The sequence below is a fragment of the Pseudomonas sp. B414 genome (assembly GCF_055408445.1).
This window is the reverse complement of sequence record NZ_JBUZTQ010000001.1, coordinates 406,175-418,320: the sequence shown is the minus strand read 5'-3', so window position 1 is coordinate 418,320 and position 12,146 is coordinate 406,175. Positions and strand designations below refer to the sequence as shown.

The window sequence follows — 12,146 nt, the reverse complement described above, 5'->3', positions numbered from 1 at the left end:
GTGGGACTCTATATGCAATCTGTCTGGTAGTCGCTGCCGAAGGCTGCGAAGGTTGCGCAGCAACCCGTTTTCTTGAATACCTTGCAAAACCCTTCGCAGCCTGCGGCAGCGACTACAAATACCGATCCCACAACGAGGTCATCCATGCTCACCACCCTGGCGGTGGCCAACTACCGCTCCATCAACCAGTTGGTGGTGCCGTTGGCCCGACTGAACCTGATCACCGGCCCCAATGGCAGTGGCAAATCCAACCTTTATCGTGCCCTGCGCCTGCTCGCCGAAACCGCCCAAGGGGGCGTGGTCAATGCTCTGGCCCGTGAAGGCGGCCTGAGTTCAACATTTTGGGCCGGGCCTGAGGTGATCTCCCGACGCATGAAACTGGGCGAAGTCGATGTCAATGCCAGTGTCCTTCAAGGTGCCAAGCGTCTGCGTCTGGGCTTTGCCGGGGAGGATTTCAGTTACGCCATCGCCCTCGGCTTGCCGATACCCGGGCGCACGCGGTTCAACCTCGACCCGCAGATCAAGCACGAAAGTATCTGGGCAGGGCCTTTTTACCGGACGGCCAGCGAGCTGGTGGAGCGCAAAGGCCCTATGGTCCGTGCTCGTGAGGGCCGTAACTGGCAGGTGCTGGCACAGCACACGCCGCTGTTCGACAGCCTGTTCGATCAGGTTGGCAGCTTGCAGGCATCGCCCGAAGTCTTGCAGTTGCGCGAGTCCATCCGTGGCTGGCGCTTTTACGATCACTTTCGCACTGACCCCGAGGCCCCGGTGCGCCAACCGCAGTTGGGCACCCGCACGCCGGTGCTGCATCACGATGGCCGTGACCTGGCGGCGGCACTGCAAACCATCATCGAGGTCGGTAACCCCGAAGCCTTGCATGCCGCGATAGGCGATGCATTCCCCGGCGCGCGGTTGAGAATCGAGTGCGTGCCCGGCGGGCATTTTCATATCGAGTTTTATCAGGAGGGATTGCTGAGGCCACTGTCGGCGGCCGAGTTGTCGGACGGCACCTTGCGTTATCTGTTGCTGGTGGCTGCCCTGCTCACCCCGCGCCCACCGAGCATGATGGTGCTCAACGAACCCGAAACCAGCCTGCACCCTGACTTGTTGCCTGCCCTGGCGCGGCTGATTATCAGTGCCTCACAGCACTCACAGCTGTGGGTTGTATCCCATGCCCGTCGCCTGATAGCGGCCTTGCAGCAAGACCCGGAGTGCAACTGCATCGTGCTGGAAAAAAACCTTGGCCAGACTGAAGTGGTGGGCCAACGGGTGCTGGATCAGCCCGCCTGGTATTGGCCCGACAAATAAAAACGCCGACGCTTTAAAAACCGTCGGCGTTTGCAGTGATGCGGGCGTGGTTTAGAACGCTGGCAGTACTGCGCCTTTGTATTTTTCAGCAATAAAGGCTTTTACTTCAGGGCTGGTCAGGGCCTTGGCCAGTTTCTGGATGGCCGCACTGTCCTTGTTGTCAGGGCGAGCAACCAGGAAGTTTACGTACGGCGAATCGGCACCTTCGATGATCAGCGCGTCGGTGGCCGGGTTCAGGCCGGCTTCCAGCGCGTAGTTGGTGTTGATCATGTCCAGGTCAACCTGGTCCAGCACGCGGGGCAGCAGTGCCGACTCAAGTTCCTTGAACTTGAAGTTGTGCGGGTTCTTGGCGATGTCTTTCGGGGTGGAAACAGCGTTGGTCGGGTCTTTAAGTTCGATCAGGCCGGCCTTTTGCAGCAGGATCAGAGCACGGCCACTGTTGCTGCCTTCGTTAGGGATGGCGATGGTTGCGCCGTCTTTAAGCTCGGACAGGTTTTTTACTTTTTTCGAGTAACCACCAAAGGGTTCAACGTGAACACCGATCACGGTGGTCAGGTTGGTACCTTTACCTTTGTTGAAGCTTTCCAGGTACGGCAGGGTCTGGAAGTAGTTGGCGTCCAGGTGTTTCTCGGCCACTTGCACGTTGGGCTGCACATAGTCGGTGAAGACTTTGATTTCCAGATCCACGCCTTCTTTGGCGAGGGTCGGTTTGATCAGTTCAAGGATTTCGGCGTGAGGCACCGGTGTTGCAGCAACCACCAATTTTTCGCCAGCCTGTGCCAGGCCTGCAGTCAAAGCAGCCGCCAATGCGGTAAACAACAGAACCTTTTTCATGCGATACCCTTATGTGTGTGACCGTTCGAATGACGGTTTTCCTGGAAGACGAAGCGGACAATACCGAGATTCTTTATTCCCGAACAATAATATTTATTCAGCTTCTTATGCCATTTTGTTCACTTGAGTTTTTGCGTGGCCCAGGGTCAATCAAGAAGCTGTTTAATCGCCACCAACTCCTGCGCTGTCGCCCCCTGTATAAACCGCTCGATCTGGCCCAGGGCATCGGGCAGGTTTAAATGCTCGGGCTGGATCTCTTCACCGGTGCTCACCAGCAGCGCAAAATGAATTACGTTTTCCAGCTCCCGGGTGTTGCCCGGCCAGCTGTAGCGCTCAAGCACCCGTTGCGCGCTGTCGCTGATAAACGGCACTGGCAGGTTCAGGCGCTGGCTGTAAATGCCCAGAAAATATTCGGCCAGCGACAGGATGTCCCCAGGCCGTTCGCGCAATGCAGGTAATTCCAGCCGTCCTTCGCTGAGGTAGTGATACAGCCGCTCATGGAATTTACCGGCCTTCACCGCCTGCGCCAGATCGATGCTGGTGGCAGCCACCAGGCGCACATCCACCGGGCTCGGTTGATGAGCGCCGACGCGGGTGACTTCGTGGGTTTCCAGCGCGGCCAGCAGCTTGATCTGAATCGCCAGCGGCAAGTCACCGATTTCGTCCAGGTACAGGGTGCCGCCATTGGCTGAGCCAAACCACCCGGCGCGACTGCTGGCCGAGCTGCTGTGGGCGCCGGCAGCGTAGCCGAACAGTTCGGCGTCGGCGTAAGTGGGGCTGATGGCGCCGCAGTTGACCGATACAAACAGTCCGCTGCGGTCGCTGGCGCGGTGAATATGCCGGGCCAGCAGCTCCTTGCCGCTGCCGGTTTCACCACGGATCAGCACGGGCAAGGCACGGGGCGCCAACAATTCCAGATCGTTGCGTAGTTGGCGCGAGCGCGGGTCGACAAACACCAGCGCCTTGGCGCGAATGCTCAGTGGGCTTTTTTCCGCGTCGGGAAAGGTCAGCAATGGCTGACCGAAGGTTTCATGCAGGCTCATGGCAGGCTCCCGCCCGCCGCCGGAGGGTGGGCGCGGGCGTTACAAAAATTCAGGCGCGGCGCAGGGCGCCATGTTCGATGCGGGTTTGCAGGCGGTACAAAAAGGCGAAGCCTTGTTCCCAGCGCTGGTGGCCGGACTTGACGTTGATATGCCCGGCGCCACTGATAATGCCGACCTCGGCACCCCATTGGCGGGCGAACTCCATGGCCCGTGGCGCACTGACCGCGCCATCGTTGTCCGAGCTGACAATCTGGGTCGGGAACGGTAATGGCCGGTTCGGGATGGGGGCAAAGTTGCGCAAGGCAGGCGCACAGGCCGGGCGTTCGACATCTGCCGGGGCCACTAGCAGCGCGCCGCGCACTTGGCGCAACAGGCTTTCTGGCGCACGCTCGGCCCAATGGGCTACGGTAATGCAACCCAGGCTGTGGGCGATCAGAATCACCGGTGTGCTGTCGGCGGCAATGGCTTCGGCCAGGGCGGCGATCCAGTCCTCGCGGCGCGGCGTCAGCCAGTCAGACTGCTCCACCCGAGTACTGTTCGGTAAGCTGTTTTGCCAGTGGGTTTGCCAATGATCGTCGGACGAACCTTGCCAGCCCGGCACTATCAAATAGCGAATCGAATCGTTGCCCATGGGTGTGCGCCTCCAGCGGTATGTGTGTTACCGAGTCAGTATAGGGACGGTTTTTAGATTCGCTAAGGAATAAGAAGCTATTTGTTTATAACTAAAAAGTAATCCTTGAGGGTTCTGCACCATGAAAAGCCTGATCGACCACCTGAGCCAATACGCCGCTTATCACCGTGACCGGCGCAATATCGTTACCCACTTTATTGGCATCCCGCTGATCGTGATTGCCGTCGCGGTGCTGCTGTCGCGACCTCAGTGGGCGGGGATTTCACCGGCGGTGCTGGTGATGCTGGCGAGTGCGGTTTTTTATGTGCGTCTTGAACTGCGGCTGGGGGTATTGATGACGCTGCTGCTGGGGTTAGCTGTGTGGCTGGGGCATTCGCTGGCGATGCTGAGTACCGGGGCATGGCTGGGTTGGGGCGTGGGTTTGTTTGTGGTGGGCTGGGTTTTCCAGTTTGTCGGGCACTACTACGAGGGGCGCAAACCGGCGTTTATCGATGATGTGACTGGTTTGATTATCGGGCCGCTGTTTGTGCTGGTGGAGCTGGGTTTTTTGCTGGGCTGGCGCGAGGATTTGCGCCGGGAGATTGAAGCGCGGCTGGCTTAGATTACTGTGGGAATAACTGTCTTTAGGCTGGCCATGAACGTGTGGGAGCGGGCTAGCTCGCGATATAGGCGATGCGGTCTGTCAGGCAAACCGCAGTGATGCTATCGCGAGCAAGCCCGCTCCCACAGGGGACATATGTGTCAGATCAATTTTTGAACGCCTGATGCAGCTCAGCCAAAGTCTCAAAATGGTACTTGGGCGCAAACGAGTTCAGTTCTTCAAAGCTGCCAAAACCATAACCCACGGCCGCTGCGTCCATGCCGTTGTCGCGGGCACCGATCAGGTCGTGTTTGCGGTCACCGATCATCAGGGTTTGCGCCGGGTCCAGCCCCTGTTCGCTCACCAGATGGGCGATCAGCTCGACCTTGTTGGTGCGGGTGCCGTCCAGTTCGCTGCCGTAGATCACTTTGAAATGTTTGGCGAAATCAAAGTGGCGGGCAATCTCACGGGCATAGATATGCGGCTTTGAAGTGGCAATAAACAATTGGCGACCCTGTGCCACCAGCTCTTCGAGCAGCGGCGCCACGCCTTCGAACACTTCGTTCTCATACAGACCAGTCACGGCAAAACGCTCGCGGTAGAAACCCATCGCTTCCCAGGCTTTTGCCTCGTCAAAGCCATAGGTGGCCATAAACTGCTGCAGCAATGGCGGGCCGATAAAGTGCTCGAGTTTGGTCAGGTCAGGCTCATCAATACCCAGTTTGCCCAGGCCGAACTGGATCGAACGGGTAATGCCTTCCCGTGGGTCGGTCAGGGTACCGTCGAGATCGAACAATACGTTTTGATAATGCATGCAAGGCTCCAAAATGGGGGGCTTAAACGGGCTGGTCGTAGCCTTCGGCCAGATGCTGGTCTTTGAGTTTTACGTAGTTGCCGGCGCTGTAGGTGAAGAAGGCTTTTTCTTTTTCGGTCAATTCGCGCACCTGTTTGGCCGGGCTGCCGACATACAGAAAGCCGCTGGCCAGACGCTTTCCTGGCGGCACCAGGCTGCCTGCGCCGACGATCACGTCATCTTCAATCACCGCACCGTCCATCACGATGCTGCCCATGCCGATCAGAATGCGGCTGCCCACAGTGCAGCCATGCAGCATGACTTTGTGGGCGATGGTCACATCGTCGCCGATAAGCAGCGGGAAACCCTCGGGGTTGAACGGCCCGGCGTGGGTGATATGCAGCACGCAGCCGTCCTGCACACTGGTGCGCGCACCAATACGGATGCGGTGCATGTCGCCGCGAATCACGGTCAGTGGCCAGATCGAACTGTCGGCACCGATCTCCACGTCGCCGATCACAACTGCCGAGCGATCGACAAAGGCGCGCGCGCCCAGGGTCGGTGTGTGCTGCTGGAATGGACGAATGGACACAAATAGCTTCCTTCTTTAGCCGTAATAGGGCGTTGCAATGCTGCGGTCTGCGGCGATTGTAATTAAGATGGCTCAATGTTTCTTCCAGCCAAGGTGCCAAACGTGAGCGAGAACAACCCTCTTTTGCAGCCCTACGACCTGCCGCCGTTCTCGGCGATCCGTCCTGAGCACGTACAGCCGGCCATCGAGCAGATCCTCGCCGACAACCGCGCCGGCATTCAAGCCATCCTCAAGGACCAGGGCCAGAACCCGACATGGGCTGGCCTGGTATTGGCGATGGATGAGCTGAACGATCGACTGGGCGCGGCCTGGAGCCCGGTCAGCCACCTTAATGCGGTGTGCAACAGCGCAGAATTGCGTGAGGCCTACGAGGCCTGCCTGCCTGCGTTGAGCGCTTACTCCACCGAGATGGGCCAGAACCGCGAGTTGTTCCAGGCCTTCGAAGCCCTGGCCCACAGCCCGCAGGTGGCTGATTTCGATCAGGCACAAAAAACCATTCTCGAGCACTCGCTGCGTGACTTCCGTTTATCGGGTATCGACCTGCCTGAAGCTGAGCAAAAGCGTTATGCCGAAGTGCAGAGCAAGCTTTCCGAGCTGGGCAGCAAGTTCTCCAACCAGTTGCTGGACGCCACCCAGGCCTGGACCAAGCACATCACCGACGAAGCCGCACTGGCGGGCCTGACCGATTCGGCCAAGGCGCAAATGGCGGCGGCTGCACAGGCCAAGGATCTGGACGGTTGGCTGATCAGCCTGGAATTCCCGAGCTACTTCCCGGTAATGACCTACGCCGAAGACCGCGCCCTGCGCGAAGAAGTCTACGCCGCTTACTGCACCCGCGCCTCGGACCAGGGCCCGAATGCGGGCAAGTTCGACAACGGCCCGGTGATGGAAGAAATCCTCGACCTGCGCCAGGAGCTTGCGAAACTCTTGGGTTTTGCCAGCTTCGCTGAACTGAGCCTGGCCACCAAAATGGCCGAGACGCCGGATCAGGTACTGACCTTCCTGCGCGATCTGGCCAAGCGCAGCAAGCCGTTTGCTGCCCGTGATCTGGAGCAGCTGCAAGCCTACGCCGCCGAGCAAGGCACCGCAGAACTGAAAAGCTGGGACACAGGCTTCTTCGGCGAAAAACTGCGTGAGCAGCGTTACAGCGTGTCGCAAGAGGCACTGCGCGCTTACTTCCCGATCGACAAGGTACTGGGCGGCCTGTTCGCCATCGTACAGAAGCTGTACGGGATCGAAATTGCCGAAATCAAAGGTTTCGACACTTGGCACGCGGATGTTCGCCTGTTTGAAATCAAGGAAAACGGCCAGCACATCGGCCGCTTCTTCTTTGACCTCTATGCCCGCGCCAACAAGCGTGGCGGTGCCTGGATGGACGGTGCCCGTGACCGTCGCCGCACTGCGGCCGGCAACCTGCAAAGCCCGGTGGCCAACCTGGTGTGCAACTTCACCCCGGCGGTTGCAGGCAAACCTGCGCTGCTGACCCACGATGAAGTGACCACCCTGTTCCACGAATTCGGCCACGGTTTGCATCATATGCTCACCGAGATCGAACACGCGGGGGTGTCGGGTATCAACGGTGTGGCCTGGGATGCGGTCGAGTTGCCGAGCCAGTTTATGGAAAACTGGTGCTGGGAGCCTGAAGGCCTGGCGCTGATTTCCAGCCATTACGAAACCGGCGAAGCACTGCCTAAAGACCTGCTGGACAAGATGCTCGCGGCGAAGAACTTCCAGTCCGGGCTGATGATGATCCGCCAGCTGGAGTTTTCGCTGTTCGACTTCGAACTGCACGCCACCCACGGTGACGGTCGCAGTGTGGCGCAGGTGCTCGACGGCATCCGCGACGAGGTATCAGTGATGCGACCACCGGCTTACAACCGCTTCCCTAACAGCTTTGCGCATATTTTCGCGGGCGGTTACGCGGCGGGTTACTACAGCTACAAGTGGGCTGAAGTGTTGTCGGCCGATGCGTTCTCGCGCTTTGAAGAAGAAGGCGTGTTCAACCCGCACACCGGCAAGGCCTTCCGCCAGGCGATCCTGGCCCGTGGTGGGTCGAAGGCGCCGATGGAATTGTTCAAGGACTTCCGTGGCCGTGAGCCGTCGATTGACGCCCTGTTGCGTCACAGCGGCCTGAGCGAGGACTCGGCAGCATGAGTGATGCACCTGTAAACGTGACCAAAAAACGCTTTATCGCCGGGGCAGTCTGCCCGGCGTGCAGCGAGCCCGACAAGCTGATGATGTGGAACGAAGACGAGGTGCCGCACCGCGAATGTGTGGCCTGTGGTTATTCGGATACGTTGAATGAACAGGGTTTGTCGGTGCCCAAGGAATTGGGTACGCGGGTCAATACTTCAGCGCTGAAAAAAGCACCGGACCCCAAGGTGCAGGCGGTGCAGTTTTTTCCCAATCCGAAGCTGAAAAAGCCTTAGATCAAAAGCCCCTCACCCCGACCCTCTCCCGGAGGGAGAGGGTCGGGGTGAGGGGCGCACTTCAAACTGCTTTTGCTTTTAGTCCCCTCTCCCTCAGGGAGAGGGTTAGGGTGAGGGGCTTTTGAAGTGACCTTAAGCCTTCTGCCACACCTTCGGCTTGAAGAACAACGTCTCACCCCGCGCCAGATCGGTCAGGCTGTCATGGTCCTTGACCACTTCTACTTCGATCAGCTCGCTTTGCCCTTCAACCTTCAAAGTCACCCGGGTGGTCGCACCCAACGGGCGAATATCGCGCACCTGCGCGGCATGGTGGTCTTCAAGCTCATGACGCGACAACGACACTTCATGCGGACGGAACAGCACATGCTGGTCTTCGCCGATATGCAGGCGGTTGGAGTCACCGAGGAAGTGATAGACAAAATCGCTGGCCGGGTTTTCGTAGACTTCACCCGGTGAACCGATCTGCTCGATCACGCCCTTGTTCATCACCACGATACGATCGGCCACTTCCATGGCTTCTTCCTGGTCGTGGGTCACGAAGACCGACGTCAGGTTGATGTCTTCGTGCAGACGCGCCAACCAGCGACGCAGCTCCTTACGCACCTTGGCATCCAGTGCGCCGAATGGTTCGTCCAGCAGCAACACCTTTGGCTCTACCGCCAATGCACGGGCCAGGGCGATACGCTGACGCTGACCACCCGAAAGTTGCTCAGGATAGCGATCCGACAACCAGTCCAGTTGCACCATGTTCAGCAATTCGTGGACTTTTTCGGCAATGCGGGTTTCGCTCGGGCGTTCCTTTTTCGGCTTCATGCGCAGGCCGAAAGCGACGTTGTCGAACACCGTCATATGGCGGAACAAGGCGTAATGCTGGAACACAAAACCGACGTTGCGATCACGCACATCGTGACCGGAGACGTCTTCGCCGTGAAACACGATACTGCCCTGGTCCGGGGTTTCCAGGCCGGCAATGATGCGCAGCAAGGTGGTTTTGCCGCAACCCGATGGACCCAGCAGGGCCACCAGTTCGCCGCTTTGAATATCCAGGTTGATGCTGTTCAGCGCCTTGAAGGCATTGAAGTTCTTGCTGACATTACGGACTTCGATCGACATGGTTTATTCCTCCGCGGCGCTGGCGCGCAGGCGGTTAATACGGGATTCGCTCCACTGCTTGAGCAGCAGGATAAAGAGCGCCAGGATCAGCAACAGAGTGGCCACGGCGAAGGCGGCAACGTGGTTGTATTCGTTGTAGAGGATCTCGACGTGCAGCGGCAGGGTGTTGGTCACCCCGCGAATGTGCCCGGAAACCACCGACACCGCACCGAACTCACCCATCGCCCGCGCGGTACACAGCACCACGCCGTAAATCAGGCCCCATTTGATATTGGGTACGGTGACGTGCCAGAACATCTGCCAGCCATTGGCGCCCAGCAGGCGTGCGGCTTCTTCTTCCTGGGTGCCCTGCTCCTGCATCAGCGGGATCAGTTCACGGGCTACAAAGGGCACGGTGACGAAGATGGTGGCCAGCACGATGCCCGGCAGGGCGAAGACGATCTGGATATCGTGATCCTGCAACCACGGCCCAAAAAAGCCCTGGGCGCCGAACATCAGCACATAGACCAGACCGGCGATCACCGGCGATACCGAGAACGGCAGGTCGATCAGCGTCACCAGGATGCTCTTGCCGCGAAAGTTGTACTTGCTCACACACCAGGCTGCGCTGACGCCGAACACCACGTTGAGCGGTACCGAGATCACCACCGCAATGATGGTCAGCTTGAGGGCCGACAAGGCGTCGGGCTCAAGGATGGCGTCGAAGAAGGTGCCGACACCCATCTTCAAGCCTTGCGACACTACGATCAGCAGTGGCAGCAATAGGAACAGGGTAAAAAACAACCAGCCGAAGCCAATCAGCAGGCGCCGCGACAGCGGGCTGCCACGGCGGGCGGCGTTGGCTACGGATGAGGCGCTTTGGGTTGAACTGGACATGGTCAGGCCTCCTTCACGGTTTTTCGATGCGGCGCTGAATCAAGTTGATGATCAGCAGCAAAATGAAGGAAACCACCAGCATCATCACGCCAATGGCGGTGGCGCCGGTGTAGTCGTATTGGTCCAGCTTGACCATGATCAGCAGCGGCAGGATTTCGGTTTTGAACGGCATGTTGCCGGCGATAAAAATCACCGACCCGTACTCGCCGACGCCACGGGCAAAGGCCAGGGCAAAACCGGTCAGCCAGGCAGGCAGCAGGGCCGGCACCAGAATGTAGCGAAACACTTGCAGCGGCTTGGCACCCAGGCAGGCGGCAGCTTCTTCGATTTCACGGGGGATATCGGCCAGTACCGGTTGCACCGTGCGCACCACAAACGGCAGGGTGACGAAGGTCAGTGCCAGGGTGATACCCATCGGGGTGTAGGCAATTTTAAAACCCAGGTCGGTAGCGAATTGGCCGATCCAGCCATTGGGCGCGTACAGCGCGGTCAGGGCGATACCGGCCACGGCGGTCGGCAGGGCAAACGGCAGGTCGATCATCGCGTCGATAACCTTGCGCCCCGGGAAGGTGTAACGCACCAGTACCCAGGCCAGTACAGTACCGATGATGCCGTTGATAATCGCGGCGACAAAAGCGGTGCCAAAGCTCAATTGCAGGGCTGCCAGCACCCGGGGGGCGGTGATGATGGCCCAGAACTGGTCCCAGGTCAGTTGCGCGGCGTGCACGAACATCGCCGCCAGTGGAATAAGCACGATGAGGCTGAGGTACACCAAGGTGTAGCCCAGCGTCAGCCCGAAGCCGGGTATGACGGGGGAGATACGACGTGACATAAGAGTCCTTGGTTAACGCACGAAGCCCGCAACTCGATTGCGGGCTCTATGTTCTAGCTTTCCGCGAGGCTTCAAGCCCCGCCCCACAGGTTATTGCGCCTGGTAGATCTGGTCGAACACGCCGCCGTCATTAAAAAATTTCGGCTGCGCAGTCTTCCAGCCACCGAAGTCTTTGTCGATAGTCACCAACTCCAGTTTCGGAAACTGCTGCGCGTATTTGGCAGCCACTGCCGGGTCACGCGGGCGGTAGAAGTTTTTGGCCGCAATTTCCTGACCGGCCGGGCTGTACAGGTGCTCCAGGTAGGCTTTGGCGATTTCGCTATTGCCCTTTTTCTCGGCGTTTTTGTCGACTACTGCCACTGGCGGCTCAGCCAGGATCGACAGTGAAGGTACGACGATATCGAACTTGTCACCGCCGCCGTCTTCTTTCAGCGCCAGGAACGCTTCGTTTTCCCACGCCAGCAACACATCACCCTGACCGTTGTTGACGAAGGTAATGGTCGAACCGCGTGCGCCGGTGTCCAGCACGGGGACGTGTTTAAACAGGGTTTTTACATACTCCTTGGCTTTTTCCTCGTCACCGCCGTTGGCTTTAAGACCGTAGGCGTAGGCCGCGAGGAAGTTCCAGCGTGCGCCGCCGCTGGTTTTAGGGTTAGGAGTAATTACCGATACGCCGTCTTTGGTCAGATCAGCCCAGTCCTTGATACCTTTGGGGTTGCCCTTGCGCACCAGGAACACGATGGTCGAGGTATACGGGGTGCTGGCTTCTGGCAGACGGGTTTGCCAGTTTTCCGGCAGGGTTTTGCCCAGCTTGGCAATTTCGTCAATGTCCCCGGCCAGGGCCAGAGTGACAACGTCAGCACGCAGGCCATCAATCACGCCGCGAGCCTGTTTGCCCGAACCGCCGTGGGACTGCTGGATTTTGACGTTGTCGCCAGGGTGGCTGGCTTTCCAGAAGTTGGTGAACTCAGTGTTGTAATCCTGGTACAGCTCACGGGTCGGATCGTAGGAAACGTTCAGTAGTTCGTAATCTTTGGCTACTGCGGAGCCAGCAAAAATGGCACTGGCCAGCGCGGCCAAAGCGTAACGGCGTAGGGACATAGGTGAGGCTCCAA

General features: G+C 58.8%; 13 protein-coding genes. 4 read left to right on the top strand and 9 right to left on the bottom strand.

What is annotated here, in order from left to right; all coding sequences use genetic code 11:
• The first annotated feature begins 144 nt into the window (after window positions 1-144).
• Window positions 145-1,308 (top strand): AAA family ATPase, encoded by a 1,164-nt coding sequence (locus tag ACZRMH_RS02015; protein ID WP_464011919.1) that lies wholly within the window; start codon window positions 145-147, stop codon window positions 1,306-1,308.
• Window positions 1,309-1,359: 51 nt separating this feature from the next.
• Here the strand turns inward: ACZRMH_RS02015 and ACZRMH_RS02010 are convergent, their stop codons facing one another.
• The 3 genes from ACZRMH_RS02010 to ACZRMH_RS02000 all read right to left on the bottom strand — a co-directional run bounded on the left by ACZRMH_RS02010 (window position 1,360) and on the right by ACZRMH_RS02000 (window position 3,816).
• On the bottom strand, window positions 1,360-2,142 hold the full coding sequence (locus ACZRMH_RS02010; RefSeq protein WP_464011918.1) for a MetQ/NlpA family ABC transporter substrate-binding protein: 783 nt from the start codon (window positions 2,140-2,142) through the stop codon (window positions 1,360-1,362).
• A gap of 146 nt (window positions 2,143-2,288) precedes the next feature.
• Window positions 2,289-3,185, bottom strand: a complete 897-nt coding sequence (locus ACZRMH_RS02005; RefSeq protein WP_464011917.1) for a sigma 54-interacting transcriptional regulator — start codon at window positions 3,183-3,185, stop codon at window positions 2,289-2,291.
• A 49-nt stretch (window positions 3,186-3,234) separates the two neighbouring features.
• On the bottom strand, window positions 3,235-3,816 hold the full coding sequence (locus ACZRMH_RS02000; protein WP_464011916.1) for an alpha/beta hydrolase: 582 nt from the start codon (window positions 3,814-3,816) through the stop codon (window positions 3,235-3,237).
• Window positions 3,817-3,937: 121 nt separating this feature from the next.
• Between ACZRMH_RS02000 and ACZRMH_RS01995 the strand changes: the two genes are divergently transcribed.
• Window positions 3,938-4,417 carry an Mpo1 family 2-hydroxy fatty acid dioxygenase gene (locus ACZRMH_RS01995; RefSeq protein ID WP_464011915.1) on the top strand — a complete coding sequence of 160 codons (480 nt, stop codon included), beginning with the start codon at window positions 3,938-3,940 and terminating at the stop codon, window positions 4,415-4,417.
• 145 nt (window positions 4,418-4,562) lie between these two features.
• Here ACZRMH_RS01995 and ACZRMH_RS01990 read toward each other — a convergent pair whose 3' ends face one another.
• Together ACZRMH_RS01990 and ACZRMH_RS01985 are read right to left on the bottom strand one after the other, a co-directional pair.
• Window positions 4,563-5,210 (bottom strand): HAD family hydrolase, encoded by a 648-nt coding sequence (locus tag ACZRMH_RS01990; RefSeq protein ID WP_464011914.1) that lies wholly within the window; start codon window positions 5,208-5,210, stop codon window positions 4,563-4,565.
• Between the two features lie 22 nt (window positions 5,211-5,232).
• A complete protein-coding gene (locus tag ACZRMH_RS01985) occupies window positions 5,233-5,781 on the bottom strand; it encodes a gamma carbonic anhydrase family protein (RefSeq protein WP_464011913.1) in 549 nt (182 codons plus the stop codon).
• 102 nt (window positions 5,782-5,883) lie between these two features.
• Here ACZRMH_RS01985 and prlC point away from each other — a divergent pair, with 102 nt between their 5' ends.
• Window positions 5,884-7,935, top strand: a complete 2,052-nt coding sequence (gene prlC, locus ACZRMH_RS01980; RefSeq protein WP_464011912.1) for an oligopeptidase A — start codon at window positions 5,884-5,886, stop codon at window positions 7,933-7,935.
• Window positions 7,932-8,210, top strand: coding sequence for a YheV family putative zinc ribbon protein (locus tag ACZRMH_RS01975; protein WP_095027602.1), 279 nt, complete (start codon window positions 7,932-7,934; stop codon window positions 8,208-8,210). Before prlC ends, ACZRMH_RS01975 begins: the two co-directional genes overlap by 4 nt.
• A gap of 132 nt (window positions 8,211-8,342) precedes the next feature.
• Here the strand turns inward: ACZRMH_RS01975 and ACZRMH_RS01970 are convergent, their stop codons facing one another.
• The 4 genes from ACZRMH_RS01970 to ACZRMH_RS01955 form a co-directional block, all read right to left on the bottom strand.
• Entirely contained in the window at window positions 8,343-9,323 is a 981-nt protein-coding gene (locus ACZRMH_RS01970; protein ID WP_464011911.1) for a sulfate/molybdate ABC transporter ATP-binding protein, read from the bottom strand.
• Window positions 9,324-9,326: 3 nt separating this feature from the next.
• Window positions 9,327-10,199 carry a sulfate ABC transporter permease subunit CysW gene (cysW, locus tag ACZRMH_RS01965; RefSeq protein ID WP_464011910.1) on the bottom strand — a complete coding sequence of 291 codons (873 nt, stop codon included), beginning with the start codon at window positions 10,197-10,199 and terminating at the stop codon, window positions 9,327-9,329.
• 13 nt (window positions 10,200-10,212) lie between these two features.
• Window positions 10,213-11,031, bottom strand: coding sequence for a sulfate ABC transporter permease subunit CysT (gene cysT / locus ACZRMH_RS01960; RefSeq protein WP_133075024.1), 819 nt, complete (start codon window positions 11,029-11,031; stop codon window positions 10,213-10,215).
• Window positions 11,032-11,121: 90 nt separating this feature from the next.
• Window positions 11,122-12,132 (bottom strand): sulfate ABC transporter substrate-binding protein, encoded by a 1,011-nt coding sequence (locus tag ACZRMH_RS01955; protein ID WP_464011909.1) that lies wholly within the window; start codon window positions 12,130-12,132, stop codon window positions 11,122-11,124.
• Window positions 12,133-12,146: the final 14 nt, after the last annotated feature.